Source organism: Acinetobacter wuhouensis (assembly GCF_001696605.3).
GTDB classification, from domain to species: Bacteria; Pseudomonadota; Gammaproteobacteria; order Pseudomonadales; family Moraxellaceae; genus Acinetobacter; species Acinetobacter wuhouensis.
In genome coordinates this window covers 3,787,762-3,814,463 of record NZ_CP031716.1, presented here as the reverse complement: position 1 = coordinate 3,814,463, position 26,702 = coordinate 3,787,762, and the positions used below count along the sequence as shown (strand labels likewise).

The 26,702-nt window shown below is 39.7% G+C and carries 18 protein-coding genes, 2 tRNA genes and 3 rRNA genes; 15 read left to right on the top strand and 8 right to left on the bottom strand.

Translation table 11 applies throughout. From position 1 onward, the window contains the following. Positions 1–581: 581 nt before the first annotated feature. Positions 582–845 carry a hypothetical protein gene (locus tag BEN71_RS18870; RefSeq protein ID WP_068974198.1) on the top strand — a complete coding sequence of 88 codons (264 nt, stop codon included), beginning with the start codon at positions 582–584 and terminating at the stop codon, positions 843–845. A 79-nt stretch (positions 846–924) separates the two neighbouring features. Here the strand turns inward: BEN71_RS18870 and BEN71_RS18865 are convergent, their stop codons facing one another. Continuing rightward, positions 925–1,932, bottom strand: a complete 1,008-nt coding sequence (locus BEN71_RS18865) for a putative solute-binding protein (protein WP_068974199.1) — start codon at positions 1,930–1,932, stop codon at positions 925–927. A gap of 355 nt (positions 1,933–2,287) precedes the next feature. On the opposite strand from BEN71_RS18865, the gene tauA reads away from it, so the two are divergent. From tauA to tauD, 4 genes are all read left to right on the top strand, one after another. Continuing rightward, positions 2,288–3,277, top strand: coding sequence for a taurine ABC transporter substrate-binding protein (tauA, locus tag BEN71_RS18860; protein WP_068974200.1), 990 nt, complete (start codon positions 2,288–2,290; stop codon positions 3,275–3,277). Positions 3,278–3,294: 17 nt separating this feature from the next. Then, positions 3,295–4,101 (top strand): taurine ABC transporter ATP-binding subunit, encoded by an 807-nt coding sequence (gene tauB / locus BEN71_RS18855; RefSeq protein WP_068974201.1) that lies wholly within the window; start codon positions 3,295–3,297, stop codon positions 4,099–4,101. A gap of 2 nt (positions 4,102–4,103) precedes the next feature. Continuing rightward, positions 4,104–4,946 (top strand): taurine ABC transporter permease TauC, encoded by an 843-nt coding sequence (tauC, locus tag BEN71_RS18850; protein WP_068974202.1) that lies wholly within the window; start codon positions 4,104–4,106, stop codon positions 4,944–4,946. A gap of 346 nt (positions 4,947–5,292) precedes the next feature. Continuing rightward, the gene (tauD, locus tag BEN71_RS18845; RefSeq protein WP_068974208.1) at positions 5,293–6,156 is read left to right on the top strand and encodes a taurine dioxygenase; all 864 of its coding nucleotides are present in this window, start codon (positions 5,293–5,295) and stop codon (positions 6,154–6,156) included. 394 nt (positions 6,157–6,550) lie between these two features. On the opposite strand, the gene BEN71_RS18840 is transcribed toward tauD, so the two are convergent. Next, positions 6,551–7,183, bottom strand: coding sequence for a YczE/YyaS/YitT family protein (locus BEN71_RS18840; protein ID WP_068974203.1), 633 nt, complete (start codon positions 7,181–7,183; stop codon positions 6,551–6,553). A 214-nt stretch (positions 7,184–7,397) separates the two neighbouring features. Between BEN71_RS18840 and BEN71_RS18835 the strand changes: the two genes are divergently transcribed. The 6 genes from BEN71_RS18835 to rrf all read left to right on the top strand — a co-directional run bounded on the left by BEN71_RS18835 (position 7,398) and on the right by rrf (position 15,194). Further along, positions 7,398–9,290 (top strand): 5'-nucleotidase C-terminal domain-containing protein, encoded by a 1,893-nt coding sequence (locus BEN71_RS18835; RefSeq protein WP_068974204.1) that lies wholly within the window; start codon positions 7,398–7,400, stop codon positions 9,288–9,290. A 503-nt stretch (positions 9,291–9,793) separates the two neighbouring features. Then, positions 9,794–11,332 (top strand): 16S ribosomal RNA (locus tag BEN71_RS18825). Between the two features lie 59 nt (positions 11,333–11,391). Next, positions 11,392–11,468, top strand: a tRNA-Ile gene (locus BEN71_RS18820). Positions 11,469–11,541: 73 nt separating this feature from the next. Continuing rightward, positions 11,542–11,617, top strand: a tRNA-Ala gene (locus tag BEN71_RS18815). Positions 11,618–11,991: 374 nt separating this feature from the next. Beyond that, positions 11,992–14,883 (top strand): 23S ribosomal RNA (locus BEN71_RS18810). A gap of 196 nt (positions 14,884–15,079) precedes the next feature. Beyond that, positions 15,080–15,194 (top strand): 5S ribosomal RNA (gene rrf, locus BEN71_RS18805). Together the 16S, 23S and 5S rRNA genes with 2 tRNA genes alongside form the textbook arrangement of a ribosomal RNA operon. 364 nt (positions 15,195–15,558) lie before the next feature. Here the strand turns inward: rrf and BEN71_RS18800 are convergent. Genes BEN71_RS18800 through tssH form a run of 6 tightly spaced genes read right to left on the bottom strand, consistent with a single transcriptional unit; the run spans position 15,559 to position 23,114 of the window. Beyond that, positions 15,559–16,542 carry a M15 family metallopeptidase gene (locus BEN71_RS18800; RefSeq protein WP_068975202.1) on the bottom strand — a complete coding sequence of 328 codons (984 nt, stop codon included), beginning with the start codon at positions 16,540–16,542 and terminating at the stop codon, positions 15,559–15,561. After that, complete coding sequence (locus tag BEN71_RS18795) at positions 16,539–17,111, bottom strand: hypothetical protein (RefSeq protein ID WP_068975201.1); 573 nt, start codon at positions 17,109–17,111, stop codon at positions 16,539–16,541. The genes BEN71_RS18800 and BEN71_RS18795 overlap by 4 nt, the downstream gene beginning before the upstream one ends. A gap of 15 nt (positions 17,112–17,126) precedes the next feature. After that, positions 17,127–17,927, bottom strand: coding sequence for a type IVB secretion system protein IcmH/DotU (icmH, locus tag BEN71_RS18790; protein WP_068975200.1), 801 nt, complete (start codon positions 17,925–17,927; stop codon positions 17,127–17,129). A gap of 13 nt (positions 17,928–17,940) precedes the next feature. Beyond that, positions 17,941–19,305 (bottom strand): type VI secretion system baseplate subunit TssK, encoded by a 1,365-nt coding sequence (tssK, locus tag BEN71_RS18785; RefSeq protein WP_068975199.1) that lies wholly within the window; start codon positions 19,303–19,305, stop codon positions 17,941–17,943. Positions 19,306–19,311: 6 nt separating this feature from the next. Beyond that, entirely contained in the window at positions 19,312–20,418 is a 1,107-nt protein-coding gene (gene tssA, locus BEN71_RS18780; protein WP_068975198.1) for a type VI secretion system protein TssA, read from the bottom strand. 17 nt (positions 20,419–20,435) lie between these two features. Next, positions 20,436–23,114 carry a type VI secretion system ATPase TssH gene (tssH, locus tag BEN71_RS18775; RefSeq protein WP_068975197.1) on the bottom strand — a complete coding sequence of 893 codons (2,679 nt, stop codon included), beginning with the start codon at positions 23,112–23,114 and terminating at the stop codon, positions 20,436–20,438. 421 nt (positions 23,115–23,535) lie between these two features. Between tssH and BEN71_RS18770 the strand changes: the two genes are divergently transcribed. The 4 genes from BEN71_RS18770 to BEN71_RS18755 are packed head-to-tail and all read left to right on the top strand — an operon-like array spanning position 23,536 to position 26,696. Next, on the top strand, positions 23,536–24,126 hold the full coding sequence (locus BEN71_RS18770) for a hypothetical protein (protein WP_227542638.1): 591 nt from the start codon (positions 23,536–23,538) through the stop codon (positions 24,124–24,126). A gap of 32 nt (positions 24,127–24,158) precedes the next feature. Then, positions 24,159–24,668, top strand: coding sequence for a type VI secretion system contractile sheath small subunit (tssB, locus tag BEN71_RS18765; RefSeq protein ID WP_068975195.1), 510 nt, complete (start codon positions 24,159–24,161; stop codon positions 24,666–24,668). Next, the gene (tssC, locus tag BEN71_RS18760) at positions 24,661–26,145 is read left to right on the top strand and encodes a type VI secretion system contractile sheath large subunit (RefSeq protein ID WP_068975194.1); all 1,485 of its coding nucleotides are present in this window, start codon (positions 24,661–24,663) and stop codon (positions 26,143–26,145) included. The genes tssB and tssC overlap by 8 nt, the downstream gene beginning before the upstream one ends. Positions 26,146–26,192: 47 nt before the next feature. Continuing rightward, entirely contained in the window at positions 26,193–26,696 is a 504-nt protein-coding gene (locus tag BEN71_RS18755) for an Hcp family type VI secretion system effector (RefSeq protein ID WP_068975193.1), read from the top strand. The last annotated feature ends 6 nt before the right edge of the window (positions 26,697–26,702 follow it).

Sequence of the window (26,702 nt, the reverse complement as noted above, 5' to 3'; positions counted from 1 at the left end):
ATTTTTTAGCTAAAAATTGAATGTTCATAAATCAGATAAATCCCAAAATAAGCAAATTTATCAAATGTTAAAATTTATCTAAACATTTAAACATCTATATGTATCGTAAAAATCGATTAAACCATTGATAAAAAAGCTTTGTATTAACCCGAATCTTTAATTATTATCCATCTCAGATTCTATCGCTGTAGTTTCTTTTTATTATCACATTTATTTTAGAATGTGTTTTCTATGCTTATCCAACCCTCTTGGATAAGCTTTTTTTTTTGCCACAACAAAATGTTTAATGATGTAAAGCGTGTAAGACTTTTATAATAAAATTAAAATGCATCACATCAAATTTGATGTTGAATATGATGATTTATTGATGGAAAACAGATGATTAATCATAATTTTCATGAAATTGATCTTATTTTTAAATTTAACAAACTTTTGCAGAGCTTATACGGCAAAGCTCTAAAATTCTTACCAAGCATCAACCAAGTTCACAAAAAAAATAGTAATGATAGTCAGCACGACAACATCGTCTTGAGTTGTCGTTTTTACTAAGTTTAAATTTAAGAGTGATAAAGGAATTAATGATGAAAAAGTCAGGTTTAATTTTTATGCTTTTGGCAGGTGTTGCTGTGATGAGTACAGCGTGTACTTCAAGTGAAACAACAAAAGCACCTGAAACAACACAAACGGCTCCGACATCTGTAGATCAACAACAGTCTGCTCAATCTTCTACAGTGGATCCAACTCAACAAGGTACAGCGGTTGAAGGTGATGCCAATATTCAACAATCTCAAGCACCACAAGCAACAGATGATACTGGTTTAGAACAACAACCTTCTGCACAGTAAAATCATTTTATAGTAGATAAAAAACCAGACAGTTTTAGGATGCCTCCACTGTCTGGTTTTTTATGAGATTGAATCGTACCTATTCACCAGATAAAGAACATTCAAAGTTGGTTCGATCCACAGTACAGCGCGCACGTTTGAGTACCGACATCATGGTTGGATCATAAACCCCTTGTTGAGTGAGTTCTAAACGAGTATCACGCAGTAATTTTTGATAGCGTTCTTTGTCTTCTTTACTCAGATTCATACGATAACTATTTGGAATGGTTTCTTCGAGTTTTTTAACCATCGCAAATTGTTTTGGCATTTGTTTTAAGAACCAATCTCTGGATAGGTTGCCAAAACCTGGCGAAAACTTGGTGGTATTAAAAATGAGATCTGCTGTGACGTTGAGTACTGGAAAATTAAACATTGCTCCAGTATTGCCTAAGCCTTTGGATATTTCTAAAGGTTTAAACGCATAGGCGGGTGCACCGACCATATCCACTTTACCTTGGTTAAATTTAAGCACGAAATCAGAAATATCAGATAAAATTGGTGTTGCACCAACTCGTTTTACTGCGGCAATTTGCGCTTTGTCATAGGACAACACAGCAAAGGTTTTACCCGTGGCTTTTTCAATCGTATTAATTTTTCGGTCACGGACGAATATATAAGCTGGGCCAATTTGACCAATACCACCCACTTCATATTCAACGCCATCCACTGTGGATTTCAGACGTCTCACATTTCTTTTATCAAGTACGAAATTAATAGCTTTTAAGGCAATAGCATTGCTTGGCACGCCACCTAAAGCATCAATAGACCCCGCAAATTTATTAAACTGACGTGAACGCATCGCAGTTAAATAGACGGCATCGCATTTACCATTTTTAAAATCTTTTTCTGCTAGTTCTTCATTTTGGTAAGCGATGAGTTGAACGTCGGTGCTCCATGCTTTAGCAGCCAAAGCCCATTCTTCCATCATTTTATATGATTCACCCGCCTTACCCAGTAAATCAAAAACGCAAACATCTTGTTTTGCTAGTGCAATATTTGAAAATCCCAATAAAGAAATGGCTGTAAATGTAAGAAATCCTTTTCTCATTCTAAATCCTTATATTTAAGAAGCATCTTTTCAAATTGAATATAGTAATTTTAGCTGTATAAAAATAGAGTTATTACTCTATTTCTGACGAGTAAACCTTTGAAAATTTTGGATAATGTGATTTTGATAATTAAGCTCTGTTTAAGTGTGACTTTAATCACATGATTGCTGTGAGGGAAAATCCATTAATTTGTTTCTAATCTTGATGTGGTTAATGAGATTTTTTGGATTTATGAATCAGTTAATGAATTAAAAAGATAAGCAAATCTGAAAAACATATTTTTTATTAATATACGAAAACCTTACCATTAACATGAATTTTAATCCTTTCTCTCAGCATATTTTATAATCGCTCATGAAACTTCAGCAATTGATTTTGTTGAGTTCATTCACTGTCTTACTGGGCATGAGTGGGCTGACAAATGCACGTCCTATTGTCATTGGTTATCAGACCAATATCGAGCCAGCCAAAGTGGCGCAGGCAGATGGTGTCTATGACAAAGCGATTGGGCAAAAGTTGGACTGGCGGTTATTTAACAGTGGGGCAGAAGTATTAACGGCATTGGCTTCAGGTTCTGTGGATATTGCGTTGATCGGTTCAAGTCCTTTGGGTGCAGCAGTTGCAAATAATCTACCGATTGAAGTGTTCCTGATTTCAACTGATCTGAAAAGTGCAGAAGCACTGGTGGTACGCAATGGTTCAGGGATTCATAGCCCAAAAGATTTGATTGGTAAAAAAATCGCAACGCCATTCGCCTCTACAGCGCATTACAGCTTATTGGGTGCTTTGAAACACTGGAATATTAAAACCAATCAGATTCGTTTACTGAATTTAAAACCTGCGGAAATCAATGCGGCTTGGCGTCGTGGTGATATTGATGCAGCCTTTGTATGGTCACCTGCATTGGCGAATATTCAAAAAACCGGCAAGGTCATGACCGATGCAGGGCAGGTGGGTCAATGGGGTTCTCCAACGTTTGAAGTCTGGGTGGCACGTAAAGATTTTGCCAAAAAGCATTCTGAGGTTTTAAGCAAATTTTCCACCGTGACTTTGAATTATTACGACAGTTATAACCGTAATAAGAAACAGTGGACGGCACATTCTCCTGCGGTCAAAAAGATTGCCAAAATTACAGGTGTAGATGCGCAGGATGTACCAACTTTACTAGCAGGTGCGGAATATCCAAATCGCCAGGTGCAACTGAGTCAGCAGTATCTAGGTGGGCGTACCATTCAAAATATTGCCAATTCAGTGAATTTTCTAAAAGCGCAGGGTCTGGTCAAAAAAGTATCTCCAGATTATCAACAATTTATTACGACACGCTATATCAGCGGGTCTAAATAAGATCGGAAGGGTTCATCATGGCTGTATTGACGGTAGAACATGTACAAGCGCAGTATGCTGGCGCTCAACACCCTGTACTTCAGGATGTGTCTTTCCAGTTGGGTTCTGAGCAGCTGATGGTAGCGTTGGGCGCTTCAGGCAGTGGTAAAACAACATTATTAAACCTGATAGCAGGCTTTACTCATCCACAATTGGGTTCGATCAAACTCGATGGTGAGGAAGTGCTTGCACCAAGTCGTGACCGTGGTGTGGTGTTTCAGGATGATGTGTTATTGCCGTGGCAAAATGTACAGGACAATATCGCATTTGGTTTAGAACTCGCAGGTGTAGATCGAAAAACAAGACTGAGCAAAGCACAAGAATTATTAAACCTGGTCAATTTAGACGGTTTTGGTCAGCGTCATATCTGGGAACTTTCAGGTGGGCAACGTCAGCGTGTTGGTTTAGCACGTGCTTTGGCTTCTGATCCTAAAATATTGTTAATGGATGAGCCTTTCGGTGCTTTGGATGCATTTATCCGTGAGCAAATGCAATGCCTATTATTAGATGTTTGGAAAAGCACAGCTAAACCGACGTTCTTAATTACCCATGATATTGAGGAAGCGGTTTTCCTTGCAACTGATCTCATCATTCTTGCGCCAAATCCAGGACGTATTGTTGAAAAGCTGGAATTGGATTTTGCAAAGCGTTATGCCAATGGCGAGTCTGCACGCAGTATTAAATCAGATCCAAAATTTATTGAAACACGTGAATATGTGTTGAATCGTGTTTTTATTCAAAATGGTCAACTCAATAATCAAAATCAACACGTCGAGCAGGTGTAATCATGACAGCACATTTAGATCCTGAATTGGTTGCTCAAGGTACTGCACCTCAGTCGGCTTCCGCAAAAGTTCCACGTGAAACCAGTATTACTTTGATCAGCACGATTACGATTATTGCGCTCATTGTGGTGTGGTGGTTGGTAACGACCTTAGGCTGGATTGATGCTTTATTCTTACCATCGCCAGTTGCAGTGATAGATCGCTTTCAGGACTTACTCGCCAATGGTTATATGAGCATCAGCTTATGGAGTCATATCGGTGCAAGTCTGGGACGTATCGGAACAGCTTTAATCGCTGCTGTGATTACAGCGATTCCTTTAGGTATTGCGATTGGACGCAATAAAATTGTCCGTGGTGTTTTAGACCCGATTATTGAATTTTATCGTCCGATTCCGCCTTTGGCTTATTTACCATTGATTGTGATCTGGTGTGGTATTGGTGAATTATCCAAAGTCTTGCTGATTTATTTAGCGATCTTTGCCCCGATTGTGATTGCAACTGCAACAGGTGTGCGTTCGGTCGATCAAGCTAAAATCCGAGCAGCACAGTCTTTGGGTGCAACACAGATGCAGATTATTAAACACGTGATCTTACCAAGCTCATTGCCCAATATTCTGACGGGTATCCGTATTGGCTTAGGTGTGGGTTGGTCTACACTGGTTGCCGCTGAACTGGTGGGTGCATCTGAGGGTTTAGGCTTTATGGTGCAATCCTCTTCACAGCTTTTAGCAACAGATGTGGTGATTGTCGGTATCTTAATTATTGCGGTGATTGCTTTTATTTTGGAAATTGGTTTGCGTCGTTTGCAGCGAAAACTGGTGCCTTGGGATAAGCAATCTTTGTAAGCTTTATCAAGTTAAAGTTTCTGTTAGAAAACAGATTGCCCAATTATATTTATTTTTAGACCTCTTGCAGAAGTCAGAAAATGTTCAAATTTTAGATTCAAAGCATATCCAAAAGAATATTGGGAGTTCCTTCTCTTGCACCATATATGGTTCATGGATGAGGAGTTAAACTCCGCAAGAGGATGGGCTTTAGAATAAAACTTCTCCCTTGCGCAGTAGTACTGCTCATCTCCTGAAAGGAGAGGGAACATTCAATATTGATTCAGATCCTGCTGAAACTAACTTTCGCAAGAAGTCTTTTAGTTATTTAAATCTTTTCAAACATCATGAGATGATCGAGGAAGAAATGAACGCTGTTGTTTCAAGTACTTTTAAAGTGACCCCATTGAACCCGACGATTGGTGCTTTAATTGAAGGTGTTAATTTTAATCAGCCTTTAACACCTGAGGAAAAAGCTTCGATTGAAGCGGCTTTACTGAAATATCAGGTAATTTTCTTTAGAAATCAGCAAATGACACCGCAACAACACGCGGCATTTGCTCGTCAGTTTGGTCAATTGCATGTTCATCCAATCTATCCAAATATCCCAGAACAGCCTGAAATTATGGTGCTGGATACGGAGTTGAATGATTTACGTGACAATGCACTTTGGCATACTGATGTAACCTTCCTTGAAGAACCTGCAATGGGCGCAATTCTCAGCGCCAAGAAAGTACCAGCGTGGGGTGGTGATACTTTATGGTCAAGTGGAACAGCCGCTTTTGAAGCCTTATCAAAACCGATGCAAAATATGTTAGAAGGATTGACTGCGACACATGATATTGCACGTTCATTCCCTGTAGATCGTTTTGGTGGTGATCCTGCTGAGTTGGAAAAGCTGGAAGCAGCCAAGAAAAAACATCCACCGATCAGCCATCCTGTGATTCGTACGCACCCTGTGACAGGTCGTAAAGCACTATTCGTCAGTGAAGGATTCACCACTCGCATTAACGAACTGGAAGCAAAGGAAAGCGATGCTGTTTTGAAAATGTTGTTTGAGCATATTCAAAAACCAGAGTTTGTGGTGCGCTGGTCATGGCAAGCCAATGATGTAGCTTTCTGGGATAACCGTTGTACGTTCCATTATGCTGTAGATGATTATCGTCCTGCGCATCGTGTGATGAACCGTGCGACTTTGATGGGGGATAAACCGTTTTATCAGGCGGATTGATTTGAGCGTATTGGTTTGAAAGTACGATTTTAAGAGTATAGTTTTAATGATTTGATCCATGTGAGTTTCAGTAAATTCACATGGATTTTTTATTGATGAGTCATATAAGAAATAAATACCACTCGATTAAAGTTAGATAATATAAATTAAAGGTTTACACAGACTCGAAATATGTTGAAAAGTTTAAATTGCTTTGCGTAGTTGATGCCTCACTTTTGAAGGGTCAAAAGTGACAAAAACCCTTTGTTGGACAAAGGGGATATCCATATCGCTCTTGTCCAACAGCGACATCCATGTCGCCTCACGATAGCATCACCACGTTTAAAGCAATTGATGTAGAAAAGCAAAAGAGGCTAATTTATATAAAGTTAATTTAACAGATTGGCATAACACTTTATTTAAAATCTAGAAAGCTGAATTTTGGCATCATCGTACGTATCAGCGTTCCAATTAAAAAAGCAGAAATAATCGTCCCTTCCCGAATTCCGATCAGTTGATGTAACACCAGATAAGAACTAATCGCTGCAAAAGCCACAAGAATCACATCGCCATAGGTTTTGACTGAGCCATAATTTTTGTGAAAACGAATCGCAAAAGCCTGATAAACCCCTTCACCTGCCAGATAAATTAAACGAGCTTTAACCTGTAAAATGACACCAATCGCCGTGATCACACAACTGATCAATGACACCGACATCTGGTAAACGTATTGTTGAATGTCTATTGATTGCGTCAGCCAGAGTGCAACATCAATAAACACACCAAATACAATGCCTACCACAAGTTGCAGCCATTGAATCATCTGAAACTGTTTACCTAAAATCGCCATTTGTATCAGAATAAAAATTGCATGCAGGATGATGGTCAGTACGCCGACGCTTAATGGAAAAATATAGCTGAATACATAAGGCACTGAAGAAATTGGAGAAGTACCCAAATTAGAACGGATCGAAAGCGCAACGCCAAATGACAATAAACTTAAGCCACAAAATAAGGTGAGTAAGCGAAGCAGAAAGTGTTTTGGCATTGGATTGGATAAACGGGCAAATAAATAGTGTATGCCTTCAGATCTAGGTGGTCTATAAGGCGAAAGCAACGAAAATGTCTCAATTTGATGAAATGATCATTTTTAATGATAATTCAGAAAATAAAAATACTTTCATTGTGTTTAATTATTCATCAAAATTAAATAAATAAAAGACAAAATAAAGATCTAATATATACTGAACGTTGGAAATATCATGTTGATTAATAATAAAAAACATATTTTAGTGTTGTCGGTTCTCTCGATGCTTTTGACAGCATGTAATGATGATAATGATACTGCTGTAAAGGCTGAGGGAAAACCACTGGAACTTAATATTCTACATATTAATGATCACCATTCACATTTGGATGAAGAAAGTATTAAGTTTAAAGCCAATGTGGGGACAGGTGATGAGGAGTTCTCTGTCGCAAGTGGGGGCTTTGCACGAGTCGCGAGCTTGATCAATCAACTGGCAACAGAAAAGAAGAATGTTTTAAAGATTCATGCAGGTGATGCAGTTACAGGGGATCTGTACTACAACTTAAGCGATGGTAAAGCGGATGCAGACGCAATGAATACCATCTGTTTTGACACCTTTACACCAGGAAACCATGAGTTTGATGCCAAAGATGATGGGTTGAAAAAATTTATAGATTTCCTTGATCAAGGTTCATGTAAAAACAAAACCAAAATTCTCACTGCCAATGTCACTTTTGGTGCTTCTTCACCATTATATAAAACCAACCGTATTCAAAAATCACAAGTCTTCGAAAAAGATGGGGTGAAATTTGCCATCATTGGTTTAACTGTGGCGAAGAAAACCAAGAACTCATCACAACCGAATGCAGATACTTTATTTGCAGATGAGATCGTCACAGCACAAAAAGAAATTGATCAATACAAAGCTCAGGGCATTAAAAATATTATCCTACAAACTCATGTGGGCTACGACCTAGATCAGCAACTTGCGCAATCATTGACAGGTGTTGATGTCATTATTGGTGGTGATTCACATACATTATTGGGTCCTGAGAGCCTAAAAAAATACAATATGACTCCAGAAGGTCTGTATCCAACGCAGCTGAAGAATAAAGATGGCAATTTGGTTTGTGTGGCTCAAGCTTGGCAATATAGCTATATCGTTGGTGAGTTAAATGTGAAGTTTGATAAGAATGGCAACATTGAAAGCTGTAGTGGCACACCGAATGTGTTAATTGGAAATAATTTTGCACGTACTGCAAAAGATGCCAAAGTAGTAACAGAAACAGAGAAGCAAGCCATTCTTAATCAATTTAAGACGGATAATGTTCCATTTAGAGTTGTTGCGCCATTACAAAAAACGCTGGATGTTTTAAAACCGTATCAAGATCAGAAAAAGAGTTTTGCGCAAACTATCGTAGGACAAGCAACTGATAACTTATGTTCACGCCGTGTCCCTGGGACGCAACGTGATGTAGGACGTTCCTCTTTAGGTGATGTTTGTAATAAAAAACCGCATGTAGATCAGCATGGCGGTGATATCCAACAAATCATTGCAGAGGCGTTCTTACAGCAGGGCAAGACATTCTTCAATGCGGATATCTCCTTCCAGAATGGTGGCGGTGTACGTGAAGATGTTGCTTTGGGCGATGTCAGCGTCGGTAAAATCTATAATGTCCTGCCATTTAAAAATACCTTATTGCGTCTGGATATGACGGGGGCAGAAGTAAAAGCGACGCTGGAAGATGCAATAGATGGTGTGATTACACAGAACAACACAGGCAGTTATCCATATACAGGTGGATTACGCTGGAATGTCGACTTTACTCAGAACAAAGGACAACGCCTTAGTCAGATTCAAGTACGCAATGATGCAGGTCAATATGAAAATCTGGATCTGAATAAAACCTATAAAGTCATCACGATTGATTTCCTTGCAAATGGTGGTGACTATTACACAACACTGAAAACCATTACAGGTGAACGCCGTGTCAATGTCGGTTTAGATTATGCAGAAGCTTTTTTAAAGTACGCACAGGCACTTCCAGGACAGATTGGTCAGAAGAAGATCAATAAACTGGCAACAACTCAGTACAGTACCCAGTTGTTTATCGATAAAGCCAAATAACATGAATAAATAAGTGCAAAAAATCCCGCTTCGGCGGGATTTTTTTATAAAAATGCTCAAAAAATAGATAGAAAAACGATTTTTTCACGAATTTGGTAGAAAAAATGTCCACACGATTAAAAACCCTTGAAAAAGGGGTTGTGTTGGATGTGAAATGCTGTAGAATGCACATCCATCGGCGGTGATGAAGATTAAAACTTCTGATAAAACAGTGACTTAGTTAAGATTGATTGAGTTGGGTTTTAGAGAGAAAGTTTAAAATAATTTGAATTACTGGTTGACTTTGAAGAGATTCGGAGTAATATAGCCGACCTAGCTTGATGCTGACGAAGCATTGAGAAGATCATTAAGAGAATATGAAGAACAACTTGTGTGGATTTTTACTGATTGATTGATCGAAATATTATCATTGATTGATTGGTTTAAATTACTCGAAGTTTATTTGAGAGAATTTGTCAGAAAATTGATGAGCCAGAATTGTGACCTTAAGTCACTAATGATTTTAACTGAAGAGTTTGATCATGGCTCAGATTGAACGCTGGCGGCAGGCTTAACACATGCAAGTCGAGCGGGGGGAGTTGCTTCGGTAACTGACCTAGCGGCGGACGGGTGAGTAATACTTAGGAATCTGCCTATTAGTGGGGGACAACGTTTCGAAAGGAACGCTAATACCGCATACGTCCTACGGGAGAAAGCAGGGGATCACTTGTGACCTTGCGCTAATAGATGAGCCTAAGTCGGATTAGCTAGTTGGTGGGGTAAAGGCCTACCAAGGCGACGATCTGTAGCGGGTCTGAGAGGATGATCCGCCACACTGGGACTGAGACACGGCCCAGACTCCTACGGGAGGCAGCAGTGGGGAATATTGGACAATGGGGGGAACCCTGATCCAGCCATGCCGCGTGTGTGAAGAAGGCCTTATGGTTGTAAAGCACTTTAAGCGAGGAGGAGGAGCTCTTGGTTAATACCCAAGATGCTTGGACGTTACTCGCAGAATAAGCACCGGCTAACTCTGTGCCAGCAGCCGCGGTAATACAGAGGGTGCGAGCGTTAATCGGATTTACTGGGCGTAAAGCGTGCGTAGGCGGCTTTTTAAGTCGGATGTGAAATCCCCGAGCTTAACTTGGGAATTGCATTCGATACTGGGAAGCTAGAGTATGGGAGAGGATGGTAGAATTCCAGGTGTAGCGGTGAAATGCGTAGAGATCTGGAGGAATACCGATGGCGAAGGCAGCCATCTGGCCTAATACTGACGCTGAGGTACGAAAGCATGGGGAGCAAACAGGATTAGATACCCTGGTAGTCCATGCCGTAAACGATGTCTACTAGCCGTTGGGGCCTTTGAGGCTTTAGTGGCGCAGCTAACGCGATAAGTAGACCGCCTGGGGAGTACGGTCGCAAGACTAAAACTCAAATGAATTGACGGGGGCCCGCACAAGCGGTGGAGCATGTGGTTTAATTCGATGCAACGCGAAGAACCTTACCTGGTCTTGACATAGTAGAAACTTTCCAGAGATGGATTGGTGCCTTCGGGAATCTACATACAGGTGCTGCATGGCTGTCGTCAGCTCGTGTCGTGAGATGTTGGGTTAAGTCCCGCAACGAGCGCAACCCTTTTCCTTATTTGCCAGCACTTCGGGTGGGAACTTTAAGGATACTGCCAGTGACAAACTGGAGGAAGGCGGGGACGACGTCAAGTCATCATGGCCCTTACGACCAGGGCTACACACGTGCTACAATGGTCGGTACAAAGGGTTGCTACACAGCGATGTGATGCTAATCTCAAAAAGCCGATCGTAGTCCGGATTGGAGTCTGCAACTCGACTCCATGAAGTCGGAATCGCTAGTAATCGCGGATCAGAATGCCGCGGTGAATACGTTCCCGGGCCTTGTACACACCGCCCGTCACACCATGGGAGTTTGTTGCACCAGAAGTAGGTAGTCTAACCGTAAGGAGGACGCTTACCACGGTGTGGCCGATGACTGGGGTGAAGTCGTAACAAGGTAGCCGTAGGGGAACCTGCGGCTGGATCACCTCCTTAACGAAAGATTGACGATTGGTAAGAATCCACAACAAGTTGTTCTTCATTGATGTATCTGAGGGTCTGTAGCTCAGTTGGTTAGAGCACACGCTTGATAAGCGTGGGGTCACAAGTTCAAGTCTTGTCAGACCCACCATTCTGACTAACGAAATATTTGAATGAGAGTTTAAATATAGAATACAGAAAATTAGATATATTGGTCTTAAGCTGGGGACTTAGCTTAGTTGGTAGAGCGCCTGCTTTGCACGCAGGAGGTCAGGAGTTCGACTCTCCTAGTCTCCACCACGTACTTTAAAGAGTACGGGCTAAATAGATTATAGAATTTAGTAAGTATAAGCTTATTAAGTTCTGTGATTTATCACAGTTTGCTGCGATCTGACGAAGACGCAGTTAATCATTAACAGAATATATTTGAGTTGAAATAAATTGTTCATACTCATTTCAATTAAACATAAGAATATGACACGCAAGTGACATGTTTGAATGAATAAGAGAGATTGAGTTACTAGCGATTAAACTGAATCAAGCGTTTTGGTATATGAATTTAGATTGAAGCTGTACGGTGCTTAGGTGCACGGACAACGAACTGTGGAGCGTGGTGAGAATCACGATCTGTCTTAACCTTACTTGTAAGGGTTAACGACTGTTTGGGGTTGTATAGTCAAGTAATTAAGTGCATGTGGTGGATGCCTTGGCAGTCAGAGGCGATGAAAGACGTAATAGCCTGCGATAAGCTTCGGGGAGGCGGCAAATATCCTGTGATCCGGAGATTTCTGAATGGGGGAACCCACTTATCATAAGATAGGTATCGTAACATGAATACATAGTGTTACGAGGCAAACGAGGGGAAGTGAAACATCTCAGTACCCTTAGGAAAAGAAATCAATTGAGATTCCCTCAGTAGCGGCGAGCGAACGGGGATCAGCCCATTAAGTTATATGTGTTTTAGCGGAAAGCTCTGGGAAGTGCTACCGTAGAGGGTGATAGTCCCGTACACGAAAGGGCACATATAATGATGACGAGTAGGGCGAGGCACGTGAAACCTTGTCTGAATATGGGGGGACCATCCTCCAAGGCTAAATACTCCTGACTGACCGATAGTGAACCAGTACCGTGAGGGAAAGGCGAAAAGAACCCCTGTGAGGGGAGTGAAATAGATCCTGAAACCGCATGCATACAAGCAGTGGGAGCCGACTTGTTCGGTGACTGCGTACCTTTTGTATAATGGGTCAGCGACTTATATTCAGTAGCAAGGTTAACCGTATAGGGGAGCCGTAGAGAAATCGAGTCTTAATAGGGCGCATAGTTGCTGGGTATAGACCCGAAACCGGGTGATCTATCCATGAGCAGGTTGAAGGTTGGGTAACACTAACTGGAGGACCGAACCCACTGTCGTTGAAAAGCCAGGGGATGACTTGTGGATAGGGGTGAAAGGCTAATCAAACTCGGTGATAGCTGGTTCTCCCCGAAAGCTATTTAGGTAGCGCCTCGGACGAATACCATTGGGGGTAGAGCACTGTTTCGGCTAGGGGGTCATCCCGACTTACCAAACCGATGCAAACTCCGAATACCAATGAGTACTATCCGGGAGACAGACTGCGGGTGCTAACGTCCGTAGTCAAGAGGAAAACAATCCAGACCGCCAGCTAAGGTCCCAAAATCTATATTAAGTGGGAAACGATGTGGGAAGGCATAGACAGCTAGGAGGTTGGCTTAGAAGCAGCCACCCTTTAAAGAAAGCGTAATAGCTCACTAGTCGAGTCGGCCTGCGCGGAAGATGTAACGGGGCTAAAATATAGTACCGAAGCTGCGGATTTACACGTAAGTGTAAGTGGTAGGGGAGCGTTCTGTAAGCCGATGAAGGTGTGTTGAGAAGCATGCTGGAGGTATCAGAAGTGCGAATGCTGACGTGAGTAACGACAAAACGGGTGAAAAACCCGTTCGCTGAAAGACCAAGGGTTCCAGTCCAACGTTAATCGGGGCTGGGTGAGTCGACCCCTAAGGCGAGGCCGAGAGGCGTAGTCGATGGGAAATTGGTTAATATTCCAATACTTCTGTGTAATGCGATGAGAGGACGGAGAAGGTTAAGTCAGCCTGGCGTTGGTTGTCCAGGTGAAAGGTAGTAGGCATGCATCTTAGGCAAATCCGGGGTGCTCTATGCTGAGAACTGATAGCAAGCTAGTTTACTAGCGAAGTGGCTGATACCATACTTCCAAGAAAAGTCTCTAAGCTTCAGTTACACAGGAATCGTACCCGAAACCGACACAGGTGGTCAGGTCGAGTAGACCAAAGCGCTTGAGAGAACTCTGCTGAAGGAACTAGGCAAAATGGTACCGTAACTTCGGGAGAAGGTACGCTGTTGTTGGTGATGGAACTTGCTTCCTGAGCTGACGACAGCCACAGAAACCAGGCCCCTGCAACTGTTTATTAAAAACATAGCACTCTGCAAACACGAAAGTGGACGTATAGGGTGTGATGCCTGCCCGGTGCTGGAAGGTTAATTGATGGGGTTAGCGTAAGCGAAGCTCTTGATCGAAGCCCCAGTAAACGGCGGCCGTAACTATAACGGTCCTAAGGTAGCGAAATTCCTTGTCGGGTAAGTTCCGACCTGCACGAATGGCATAATGATGGGGGCGCTGTCTCCAGCAGAGGCTCAGTGAAATCGAAATCGCCGTGAAGATGCGGTGTACCCGCGGCTAGACGGAAAGACCCCGTGAACCTTTACTGCAGCTTGACATTGAACTTTGATCTTACTTGTGTAGGATAGGTGGGAGGCTTTGAAGTGGCGACGCTAGTTGCCATGGAGCCGTCCTTGAAATACCACCCTGGTAATATTGAGGTTCTAACTCTGTCCCGTTATCCGGGACGAGGACCATGTCTGGTGGGTAGTTTGACTGGGGCGGTCTCCTCCTAAAGAGTAACGGAGGAGTACGAAGGTGCGCTCAGCGTGGTCGGAAATCACGCGTAGAGTATAAAGGCAAAAGCGCGCTTAACTGCGAGACCCACAAGTCGAGCAGGTACGAAAGTAGGTCTTAGTGATCCGGTGGTTCTGTATGGAAGGGCCATCGCTCAACGGATAAAAGGTACTCTGGGGATAACAGGCTGATACCGCCCAAGAGTTCATATCGACGGCGGTGTTTGGCACCTCGATGTCGGCTCATCTCATCCTGGGGCTGAAGCAGGTCCCAAGGGTATGGCTGTTCGCCATTTAAAGAGGTACGCGAGCTGGGTTTAGAACGTCGTGAGACAGTTCGGTCCCTATCTACCGTGGGCGTTGGAAATTTGAGAGGATCTGCTCCTAGTACGAGAGGACCAGAGTGGACGAACCTCTGGTGTACCGGTTGTGACGCCAGTCGCATCGCCGGGTAGCTATGTTCGGAAGGGATAACCGCTGAAAGCATCTAAGCGGGAAGCCTACCTCAAGATAAGATTTCCCTAGGACTTTATGTCCTCTAAAGAGCCGTTGAAGACTACGACGTTGATAGGTTGGATGTGGAAGCATGGTGACATGTGAAGCTGACCAATACTAATTGCTCGTGAGGCTTGACTATACAACACCCAAACAGTTGTGTTGTATGCATCAATCGATTCAAAACCAAACAATCAGCAATGATTGATCTTGATTTAGTTCAAAAGCTAGATACAATTACCAACTCAAATTATTCTGTTAATAACTCATTTGACCAAAGCTAGGCACACACTGTAAATACAGTTAAATAAGACCAAGTGATTAATCATAAACAGTTTGCTGGCGACAATAGCAAGAGTGAACCACCTGATCCCTTCCCGAACTCAGAAGTGAAACCTCTTAGCGCTGATGGTAGTGTGGGGTTACCCATGTGAGAGTAAGTCATCGCCAGCTTTTAAATTCAACACCCTCTTCTGATAAGGAAGGGGGTGTTTTTTATTGGGCGGAAAATATATGTACGAAGTGGCAGTATTTTTAGGTTTACATTTCCATCACTCAAGGCGCTGAAATATATAATTAAGAAAGCCTCGACATCCTGTCGAGGCTTTCTTGTATTCATTATTGTAGTAAACTGCCTGTCTACTACTTATTTATAGATACATCTATTTATACTATTTTTATAAACTATTGTTTTTATTTTGGAAAATTCCAGTTCCCTATGCAACTAGAATAGGTGATTTTGAAGAATGTGAAAAGATGCAGATTTCGTCACATTGTGTAAGTTATAGCGTACATTAAAGCGAAATTAAATAGATAATCAATTCGGACTAATATTGTTCGCCATTAAACCTTGTCCTTGAGCTTCTGCTATCAATCTTTCCGCTGATTCACGGTTTTTACGAAGTCCTGGCATGCGGAATTCTGTATGACCATAGTCATGAATACGTGTCCAACGTCCTCCCCATGTTAAGCCAACAGATTCAGCAACAACACCATAAAGTTGATAGCCTTTCCATGCCCAAGGATCACGTTCAGAAATAACAACTTTTCCATCACGTTTAAATGCAACGTCAGCCGCTAAACCAAATTGATGATAACTTTGATAGGCTTTTGCTAATGTTGTTGCTGCATTTCCAGATAAACGTGTTTGGCGCTCAGGACTACGATAACCTTCGAGGAGAACCATTTCATAACCGTGTCGTTCTTTCATAATTTTAAAGACCATGAGTAATCGCTGTTTATAGCTTGGGTGCATTTTGTCCCATTTACGGTCAATCATTGTTGTATCAAAGCTACTACGCTGGTCCCCAAATTCTTCGTTGTTAATAACAGTTGGATTGCCAGCTGGGATTTGCAGACTTGGTACGGGATTTTGTCCTTCTAATATTTGAGCTTGTATAATTGCGGCATCAATTAAACCTTCATCTACTTCTGGCGGCGGACTCAAAATTTCACCGTTGAGTAAGGCGTAAATTTGTGGGTCAGTTTTTCTTAAATATTCAGCTTCCACTTTAGTTGGATCAATGGGACGAGTAAATGCAAAAACTAGGATGCTTGATAATAAGAAAAAGCCAGCAATCAAGATCCACCACTGCTGTAGATGCCAATGTGTTTGCGTTTGATTTGCTGATGCAGCCTGATTCATTTGCTCAGCAAAACTTTTTGCTGAGTCAAACTTACTTTTTCCATGCGGTATTAAAGATTTAAAAAAGTCTATTGTTTTATGCCGTAGCTCATAAGACATTAAAAAGCTAAGGCAGAGTACAAGGAAAATAAAACAACAAACAACAAACAAAATCATGGTTTGTCTTCAACAACCTTTTTTTCAATCGACATTTTCACGGAACCTTCTGGTGAAATTTCTTCTGGTTCTGGCTTAATCTCTTTTGCAGCAACTTTGATATTAGCCTCAGGTTTTGGTTTTACCTGATTTGTAGTCGGCTTTATGGTTGTACTTTGTGGTTTATGAATTGTAGGGGGAAGTTGTTTAACTTCAGGTTTTATAATTTGTTCAAATGGAGAACCGCTCGGATTTTTCTGTTCTGTAGATTTATTTTCATGCTTAAACATTTTATTAAAATCTTTATCATCCATATGCTGTTTATAAGCGACAGAACTTTCATCATGATGTGATGCTGAATTCTCTTCATCACGAGATTCATTGGATTGTTGTATTTCTGATGAGGAATCCGTTATTGCTGTTGTATTTAAGTTTTTTGTCGAATTGATCTGCATAAAAGCTAAGAAAAAAATACTGGCGATGATAACACCAGTCAGTAATCCTAATAAAAAAATCGTAGATTTACCTAAAGTCTTCTTTGTAGGTTTACTTTGTAATATTCTAATCGATGTTTGTTTTTCTTGTGTCATGATATTACCCGATCATTAAGGCAAGTGAATCGTAATATTGGCTTGTTCCGCAGGTGCTGAAATCACATTATTAAATTTGGCGAGAGAGGAGGTTTCATTTTTATTTAACATGAATCTCAACCCTGTAAATGTAAGCAAGGCAAAGATCAATAGAAAAATGAGAATCCAAGCGAATGGTAATTCTTTATGAATAATATTCTTAATTTGATCTGGTAGTGCTGCAAATGGTGAAAAAGCAGTTTTTTTACCTTTCAAATAGTCAATTTCATCACCAACCCGTGCAACCAAATGATTCAAACTTTCAATGGATTCAATTCGATATTTACCTTGAAAACCAAGTAGTAAGCAATAATGAAATACTTCCATTGAAGCCAATCGTTCTTTACCTCGTCCTCGAATCAGTTCTAAAAACTCAAAAAATCGATAACCTGCAAGCTGTGAACCAAACAAAGTCAATTGTAGTGGGCTAATCAACCAATGGTTTTGCAGATTAAAAAATGCAGGATCTTGTTGTGTCACGATAGTTTCATCAAGTAGTGCACAATAGGCATACTTCGCATCATGAATATCTTCAGGTGAAAACTGTAGTTTTTTCGCTTGATGTTCAAAACGATTAAGTAAATCTAAAATTTTCTCTTTAAAACGGTCGGCATTCTCAGGGACATACTGATTTTTGATAAGGAATACGATATAAAAACCATCATGTAGCAAGTCGACCAAATTTGTTGCTTGCGTATTTTTAGGTTGCTGCGGTAAAGAACCGATACCAATTTGTCCATCATCGAATAGTGAAGGAGCTGCATTATTTTGATTCATTTAATTATTCTCCTTAACCATTCATCACAGCGATTAATTCAATACTAATGTCTTGGAATCCTGCAGGGACATAGATACAGATTGTTTCTGAATCAAGCATGCGTTGATACATTTCATGATGTGGTTCTATTTCAAAATAACTCACACCTGAACGTACTGGGATTGCGGTTGGAATCTGAACCAAATGATGAATTGGAATTGCAGGTAGTGCAGCAACAACACGTTGTTCAACATCGACGGTATTACCGACTTTAAAGCGTAATGGAACAATCTGAATCAGTTCATGGGTTTGCATCATACTGCTAGATACAGCAATATACAGCCTAGTTTCTTTGGTGATTTTATCTGTTTCAAGACTTCCAACCCAATAAGATGGACGAATTTCTTTTAGTGCAATGCTGATATAACGGCTCGAGATAATCGTATCTAAAAGTTCACGTAAAATTTTATCGAGCTGGGTAAAACTATCTTGTAAATTATGGTGTTGGTATTGAGGTAAATGTTCAACTTCATATGCCGTTGAAAATGTTAACAAAGAGCCTGTTAAACGTAATAATTCAAAGAATAATTTTTCTGGGTGAATTTGCGGATTCTGTAATAGATGGTTTAATGTTGCATGTGCTGTATTTAATGCATTGACCAACCAGAAAGAAACAATATCACCAGAACGAAATTCAATCAGCTTTTGTTCATTTTCACGATTATTGGTTTGAATCATTTTGATTTTTGCACGAACGACATTCAACGTACGTTTTAGATTCGACAGCAATGTTTCGTTAGATTGGATATGTAAAATCGGTGGAATATATTTGGTATCTAATTCAAAACTGCCAGAACTATGTCTTTTTATTTTACCAATTGCTAAATATAAAAAACCATCCAAGTCTTGATTCGGATCAGCTTGGACATCAAAAAGTTTGAATTCAGTACGACGTCTGAGGAATGTAATCTCAGCTGGTGTCGCATCAGTAAATAAATCATGCGTTTCATTGAGATAGGAATGATAACGTGCAGGCTGTTTATCCAGATCATCTGAAAGATTTTTCTTATTTGGCTGTAACAACGGTAATGCCAAATAGATGACCATTTCACCACGTAAATTTAGCTCATCCAATAAGATTGGCTGTGGTAATAAATCTTTAGCAGGTGCTTGATAAATCTCACCATCTTGCCAAATCATGTCGATCTGTTCTAAAGCAAGGATATGTGTACCGAGCTGAGTTTCATCAAAGCGTAAATTTTTTATGCCGTAAGGATATGGAATTGTTGAGCGAATCGTATGATTTAAACGTTGTTCTTGATAGCTATCTTGTAATTGGAAATGCTGTGGTCTTAAAAATAAACCTTCACCCCAAAGTATTTTTTCTGCTTTAAACATAAATTATTACCACTCTGAAGATTCATTATTTTGGTTTACACCCAACAATTCTTGAATAGAATCAAGAGGGTTTTCATTTTTAATGACTTGAGTTAACCATTCATGCAAAGGCATTTGGCTCCACTTAATGGTTTTTTGTAGCATATAACTGACTGGGCTATGTGGTTCATTGGTTTGAAAATAATCTGCAATATCTTGTAAAACACGCATTGCTTGTTCACGATTTTGTAAATGGCTTTGCGGTTGAGGCTGAAAGCCTTGAGCTTGCTGAACAATAGGATGCACATGGTTTTCATTGGTTGCTACAGGATTAGCTTGTACGGGATTATCTTCAGTAGCCGCGACATGAGTCGTACTTCCAAATGATTCTGCTTTATAGATTTTTTTCAGATTCATTTGAATATTTTCAAGTTGTGAATCAATACTCGCGAAACTAGGCGCTTCTAACTCCATTAAAGCGTCAAGGACTTGTTTAATAATATTCCAGTGCTGCAAAATTTCTTGAAATTGCTGATAACTTTGGTATTGAAAGGTACGAGAAGTATTAAAAAGTGCTTGATTGAATTGGTCCAATTCTACAGAAGCTTCTACACTATCTGAATCTTCAGCTTGTTTGCGTCGAGTATTTTGTAAGTGTAAAAAACTTTCATACTGCGCAAGAGAATAGAATGGTTGAATATTAATCAGTGGAACATTCTTAATTAAGTTCGGAAGTTGGGTTGTAAACCCTTGTAATAAACCAAGTCGTTGATCTAAATCGTCATCTTCAATTTCAGGATGAAGCTTGAGCCAATATTGTTCCAATATACGGTGACTGAGTTCAAGCCCTTTAATTAGACCTTCAAAACCATATAAATTCGCCCAAGCTTCCGTCAACCACGTAAGTAGACGGATATCTTTGGTTTTTTCTGACAATAATTGAACGGTTTTGTCTGCTACAAATGACCAATCTGCTTGTTTCGGCTCGGCAACCCAATCGCCTTGGTCAAGCAAAGGATCATCATGCGTGCGTGCTTTTTTAATGTCATGAAAATCATTAGAAAATGATAAATCATCACCACATGGATGTTCTTCTGATATGGGTTCTAATAATGCGTCTAAATTAATATCCATTTTCTATACTCGTATATTTAAGCTTCCACACTCTTTGTCTTTTTACTGGTTTTTTTCTTAGCGACTTTGTCTTGTGGATCTAAAAGGTAAATGATTTCATCATCTTTCACATCGATATGAATTGTCTTTGGAAGTTTTTGCTCAGCCAATGCAACCAAGATTTCAGTGGCTAAAGCGGGTAGTACTGTAGAGTTTAAAATATTGTCTACATTACGTGCACCACTATCGACTTCAGTGCAACGACTTAAAATCAATTCAATTAAATCATCACTATGCGTAACCTTTGTTTCATATTGTTTTTCTAAACGCGCAGTAATTTTGCCTAATTTATGCACGATAATGCGGACTAAAAGATCATCATGAAGTGGGAAATACGGCACAATTCGCATACGACCAAGGAAAGCAGGTTTGAATTGTTTGTATAAACTTGGTTTAAGCTGTTCGATCAGTTCGTCTGCATTTGGCCACTCTTCAACAGGCTGGTTAAGGCAAGCTTGCATAATGGCATTTGAGCCAGTATTTGAGGTGAGTAAAATCGTGGTATTTTTAAAATCAATCACACGACCTTCGCCATCTTCAAGTGTGCCTTTATCAAATACTTGATAGAAAAGCTCTTGCACGTCACTGTGAGATTTTTCGATTTCGTCCAATAGCACAACACTATACGGATTACGACGCACAGCTTCTGTCAGTACACCACCTTGACCATAACCGACATAGCCTGGAGGCGCACCTTTTAAGGATGAAACTGTATGTGCTTCTTGGTACTCAGACATATTGATGGTGATGAGGTGTGACTCACCACCATAGAGTTCATTTGCAAGTGCTAAAGCAGTCTCTGTTTTACCCACACCACTCGGACCGACAAGCATGAATACACCTTGTGGCTTATTCGGGTCTTCTAAACGAGCTTTTGAGGTCTTAATACCTTGAACCAGTTGATGAAGTGCATAGTCTTGTCCCATCACACGCTGTTCAAGTTTTTCTTCTAAACTTAAAATCTGTTTGATCTCATCATTGACCATTTTTCCGACAGGTATACCTGTCCAATCTGAAATAATTTCATTGATGATATGTGCATTAACACGTTCAAAAACAAGAGGTTCTTGACCTTGGGATGCGTGTAGCTGCGAACGAATTTTTAGAATTTCATCCTTTGTAGCTTGTTGGGCAGCAGTTTCGCTTTGTTCTAAGCTTTGAATTTGTTGAATAAAATGAAGCTCGGTTTGCCACTGCTTTTCAGTATTTTCAATATCTTGATTGAGAACATCCAAAGATGCTTTGAGTTGAGTTAAGCGCTCGTCATGAATAGGATTATGCAAGTGCTCATTTTCAATAATGTTTAATTCAAGATACAAATTATGCTGTTGTGCTTTAAGCTGATCTAGTTTCACCGGTTGAGCATTTTGAGTGAGTGCAACACGGGCTGCAGCTGTGTCAAGTACACTAATTGCTTTATCTGGTAGTTGGCGACCACTGATATAACGATGTGAGGAATGAACTGCTGTTACGATCGCTTCATCATCAATACGTAAATTAAAATGATTTGCCATGACTGGGATCATGGCACGTAGCATATCAATTGCCACTTCTTCAGTGGGTTCTTCAACTTTAACCACTTGGAAGCGACGACTTAAAGCTGCATCTTTCTCAAAATACTGTTTATATTCAGCCCAAGTTGTTGCCGCGATTGTTCTTAACTCACCACGTGCAAGCGCAGGCTTTAATAAATTCGCTGCATCATTTTGCCCAGCTTGCCCACCAGCACCAATCATAGTGTGTGCTTCATCGATAAATAAGATAATCGGATGTGCTGATTGTTGGACTTCTTGAATGACTTGTTTTAAGCGATTTTCGAACTCACCCTTAACACTTGCACCTGCTTGTAACAGTCCCATATCCAAGGAATGTACTTGCACATTTTTTAATGCATCAGGGACTTGGTTTTGGGAAATTTTTAAAGCTAAGCCTTCAACAACAGCAGTCTTACCAACACCAGGTTCACCTGTCAAAATCGGGTTGTTTTGACGTCGACGCATTAAAATATCGAGCATTAAGCGAATTTCATATTCACGGCCAATGACAGGGTCAATGCCCCCTTTTTTGGCTTTTTCAGTTAAATTAATCGTGAATTGATCCAATGCTGGTGTTTTTTTAGTTACATTATCTGATTCAGTATTAACAGCTATTTCTTGTGCATTATTCTCTTGATTATTCACTTGAATATTTTCAGAACTGTTCAAGCAAATTTCTAGAAACTTATGCTTCATTGTATCGATCGGGAACAGATCAAATAAACTAGATGCCCGAATCGCAATTTGATAAAGATCAGATGCTGTAAGAAGGGCAATCAACAAATGACCACTTCGGATGACTGGATCTTGTTCAGCTGAAGCTAATAACCATGCTTGTTCTAACAGCCGAACTATAGATTTTGAAAAGATAGGAGTACGCGTATTTCCTTTTGGGAGTTGCGAAATACATTCAAGTAAATCGGCAACTAAACCATCTTTAGAGATTTTGTATTTGTTTAGTAATATTTCAATATCATTTTGTGGTTGTTCTAATAATTTGACAAAAAAATGCTCAATTTCGATTTCAAAATTTTGATGATTTACACATAAATTTGCAGATTGTTCTAATGAAGTACGAGATGAAGTTGATAGTTTTTTAATTAAAACTTTTAAATCTGTCATTTTTTTCTCTCATGAATACACTGTTTTCTAGTGACTAAATTATAAATTTTCTAACTGGTAATACTTTAAATTTATATTAGTATATAAAAATCAAAGACTTAATAATTTTCAAAATTCGTCTAAAAAATATTTTACATAAAAAATAATTTTTGTGAAGGTGTCATATTGTGTATATTATTTATTTTTCATAAAAAGTATTAAAAATTAATAATTTATATTCTTGATACGAAAATTAACTTGACGGGTTAGGTTTTTTTTAGTTTTATTTTGAAGAAATTTTAAAATAAACATAGCAGTTTTAAATATACAAACCTATAAAACATCTATAGTAAATCATTGAAAAACTGAAATTATGAGAATATTGAGGTTAGTTTTGAATAAGAATTTTATTTCATGCTTTTTAGTTCTTGGAGCATCACTTGTGACTAGTTTCACTTACGCAGATGATGAAATCAAACTAAAAAAATCGTGTATTAAAGATTATCCAGTCGTGGCAGGTGAAACGAGCCCAGAGCTCTTGTCGATCTATGCTCAAGTTTGTGATAAGAAAAACAAAGATAATAAGGACATGCTTTTGGTATCAGCTGCTGAAAAATTTCAGCAACTTGGGAAAAATGATAAAGCATTACAACTCGTGAATTTTTTGGAAGGTCAAAATATACAAAGCACAACACTGACTGATGTTAAATTTCTTGCAGGCATTAGCCTTGCAAAGGATGCTTTGAATAAAATGATCAATACCGAAGTTAGGTATTTAACTGAAGACAAAACCTATCCTGTAGCAAAGAGTTTCGTTGATGCTGTTAAAAGTGCAGCACCAGCAGCTATTTTGGTTGAAAAACAGGAAAGTCAAGCATCTTCAGTAACCAAGACAACAAAACCAGCAAAAGTACGTACAGTAAAAAATCGTACAACTCCAGTGAGAGCGACTCCAGTACGTACGACGCCACCAGCAACTACACCTGTAGCACCAAAACCTGCTACAACAACGCGACCAAACTTCCCAATGTAATTTTCTTTATTAGTATTTAATGGATAACAAAAATGGCAAAACGTGAAAGTGTACAGAAAAAATTACAACGAATTAGGCCACCTCGTGTGCAACTTACTTATGATGTAGAAGTTGGTGATGGGAAAGAGGTTAAGGAGCTTCCTTTTGTTGTTGGTGTGTTGGGCGATTTCTCAGCAGCATCTGAATTAGAAAAAACTAAGCTAAAAGATAAAAAATTCGTCAATGTTGATTTAGAAAATATTGATGAAGTTATGGAATCATTGTCTCCACGAGCAGCTTATCAAGTTGAAAATACGTTGACTGAAGAAGGTGGCCGTATGTCAGTTGATTTGACATTTAAATCAATGGCAGATTTTAGACCTGAGAATGTTGTACAGCAGGTAGATCCTCTGAAAAAATTGGTTGAGGCACGTGAGCGTTTAACCGACTTGAGAAATAAAATTTCGAATAGTGAACGTTTAGAAGATTTGCTTGATGAAGTTTTGCAAAACACTGATCAGATTCGTAAATTAAGTGCAGAGGCGGGTCCTGATCATGAGTAATTTACAGGCAAATAATGCACAACAAGATACAGCTGTAGAAGAGATTGGTTTACTTGATTCAATTGTAGAACGTAGTCGAATTGCACGTAATGATGAAGAGCATGATCGTGCCAAAAGCTTGATTGGTGAATTAGCCAAAGAGGTGATGGCGGGAACAATTACTGTTTCTGAGAATATGTCTTTGTCGATTGATAAACGTATCGCTGAAATTGATGCATTAATCTCAAAGCAACTCAGCCAAATCATGCATCACGAACAATTTCAGAAAATTGAATCGACTTGGCGCGGTTTATATTATTTCTGTCAAGAATCACCTTCGAATCCTTTAATTAAAATTCGTATGTTGAATACAACGAAAAAAGAGTTGGTGAAAGATTTCCAAGGTGCGACAGATTTCGATCAAAGTACGTTATTCAAAAAAGTCTATGAAGAAGAATATGGCTCATTTGGTGGAGCACCATACGCAACATTAATTGGTGATTTTGAATTTGACCGTACGCCTTCAGATATGTATCTGTTGGAACAAATGTCACATGTAGCTGCTGCCGCCCATGCGCCGTTTATTTCGGCTGCAAGTAGTAATATGTTGGGATTAGAGTCATTTACCGATATTGATCGTCCACGTGATGTTTCAAAAGTCTTTGAAACAGCAGAATACGTACAATGGCGTTCTTTCCGTGAAAGTGATGACTCTCGCTATGTTGCTTTGACGATGCCGAGAGTTTTAGGACGTTTGCCTTATGATCCTAAAGAAGGTTGGGCAACGGAAGGCTTTAATTTTGTAGAAGATGTTTCAGGTCAAAACCATGATGAATATCTATGGATGAATGCTGCATATGCTTTTGGTACACGCTTAACTAATGCATTTGACCAACATGGTTGGTGTGCTGCGATTCGTGGTGTTGAAGGTGGTGGCATGGTTGAAGGCTTACCAGTACATACGTTCAAAACTAATGATGGTGAAGTTGCATTTAAATGCCCAACTGAGATAGCGATTACTGATCGACGTGAAAAAGAATTAAGCGATCTAGGTTTTATTCCGTTAGTTCACTGTAAAAATACGGACTACGCTGCATTTTTTGGTGCGCAATCGACTCAAAAGCCGAAGAAATATGATAGTGATACAGCCAATGCGAATTCTTCGTTGTCGAGTCAGATTCAATACATTATGGCTGTTTCTCGTATTGCACATTATTTGAAAGCAATGATGCGCGATAAAGTCGGTAGTTTTGCATCTGCGGGAAATATTGAGGCTTTCCTGAATGAGTGGTTGTCACAATATGTACTCCTAGATGATGGAGCTTCACAGGAAGCTAAAGCGCAATATCCGCTTCGTGAGGCTTCTGTAAAAGTTGTAGAAAATCCTGCTGAGCCAGGCCACTACAAGTCTGTGGTTTTTTTAAGACCACATTTCCAGCTGGATGAGTTGTCGGTTTCATTGCGACTTGTTACTGAGTTACCTCAGTCCTCGAATTAAATTAGAGTGTAGCTAAATAATAACTTTAAAAAATAAGGGTAATTCCAATGAAAGATATATACGTTCGTTTTCAAGGTAAATACAAAGTAGATGGCGAGTCGCGTGATTCTGAGCACAAAAATTGGCTAGAAGTTAATTCTTGGTCTCATAATATTCGTCAACCAAAATCTGCTACTTCATCAAGCGTTGGTGGTCATACTGCTGAACGTGTAGAGCATTCAGATATGGTTTTCGTTAAAGATTTGGATGCAACAAGTCCAAAACTTTGGGAAGCTTCTTCTGCTGGTTATACATTTGATGAAGTACAAGTTGATTTTTATCGTGCAAATGGTGAAAAGCGTATCAAATATCTTCAAATCAAATTGAAACATGTACTGATTTCAAGTGTAACTCCTTCTGTAAATGAAGAAGGTGTACCAACTGAATCATTTGGTTTGAAATATGCAGCAGTAGAATGGACTTATTTACAACAAGATATTAGCGGAAATGCTAAAGGTACTGTTGTTTCTAAATGGTCTCTATCTACAAATACTGCAGCATTCAATGCGTAATTAGAT

Bases quoted from the DNA above. Each gene is read 5' to 3' on its own strand.
- BEN71_RS18795 (WP_068975201.1), bottom strand. From the start codon at position 17,111: ATGACACAAGAAAAACAAACATCGATTAGAATATTACAAAGTAAACCT.
- BEN71_RS18835 (WP_068974204.1), top strand. From the start codon at position 7,398: ATGTTGATTAATAATAAAAAACATATTTTAGTGTTGTCGGTTCTCTCG.
- icmH (WP_068975200.1), bottom strand. From the start codon at position 17,927: ATGAATCAAAATAATGCAGCTCCTTCACTATTCGATGATGGACAAATT.
- tssA (WP_068975198.1), bottom strand. From the start codon at position 20,418: ATGGATATTAATTTAGACGCATTATTAGAACCCATATCAGAAGAACAT.
- BEN71_RS18865 (WP_068974199.1), bottom strand. From the start codon at position 1,932: ATGAGAAAAGGATTTCTTACATTTACAGCCATTTCTTTATTGGGATTT.
- BEN71_RS18840 (WP_068974203.1), bottom strand. From the start codon at position 7,183: ATGCCAAAACACTTTCTGCTTCGCTTACTCACCTTATTTTGTGGCTTA.
- tssB (WP_068975195.1), top strand. From the start codon at position 24,159: ATGGCAAAACGTGAAAGTGTACAGAAAAAATTACAACGAATTAGGCCA.
- BEN71_RS18755 (WP_068975193.1), top strand. From the start codon at position 26,193: ATGAAAGATATATACGTTCGTTTTCAAGGTAAATACAAAGTAGATGGC.
- tauA (WP_068974200.1), top strand. From the start codon at position 2,288: ATGAAACTTCAGCAATTGATTTTGTTGAGTTCATTCACTGTCTTACTG.
- tssH (WP_068975197.1), bottom strand. From the start codon at position 23,114: ATGACAGATTTAAAAGTTTTAATTAAAAAACTATCAACTTCATCTCGT.
- BEN71_RS18870 (WP_068974198.1), top strand. From the start codon at position 582: ATGAAAAAGTCAGGTTTAATTTTTATGCTTTTGGCAGGTGTTGCTGTG.
- tauB (WP_068974201.1), top strand. From the start codon at position 3,295: ATGGCTGTATTGACGGTAGAACATGTACAAGCGCAGTATGCTGGCGCT.
- tauC (WP_068974202.1), top strand. From the start codon at position 4,104: ATGACAGCACATTTAGATCCTGAATTGGTTGCTCAAGGTACTGCACCT.
- tssK (WP_068975199.1), bottom strand. From the start codon at position 19,305: ATGTTTAAAGCAGAAAAAATACTTTGGGGTGAAGGTTTATTTTTAAGA.
- BEN71_RS18800 (WP_068975202.1), bottom strand. From the start codon at position 16,542: ATGATTTTGTTTGTTGTTTGTTGTTTTATTTTCCTTGTACTCTGCCTT.
- tauD (WP_068974208.1), top strand. From the start codon at position 5,293: ATGAACGCTGTTGTTTCAAGTACTTTTAAAGTGACCCCATTGAACCCG.
- tssC (WP_068975194.1), top strand. From the start codon at position 24,661: ATGAGTAATTTACAGGCAAATAATGCACAACAAGATACAGCTGTAGAA.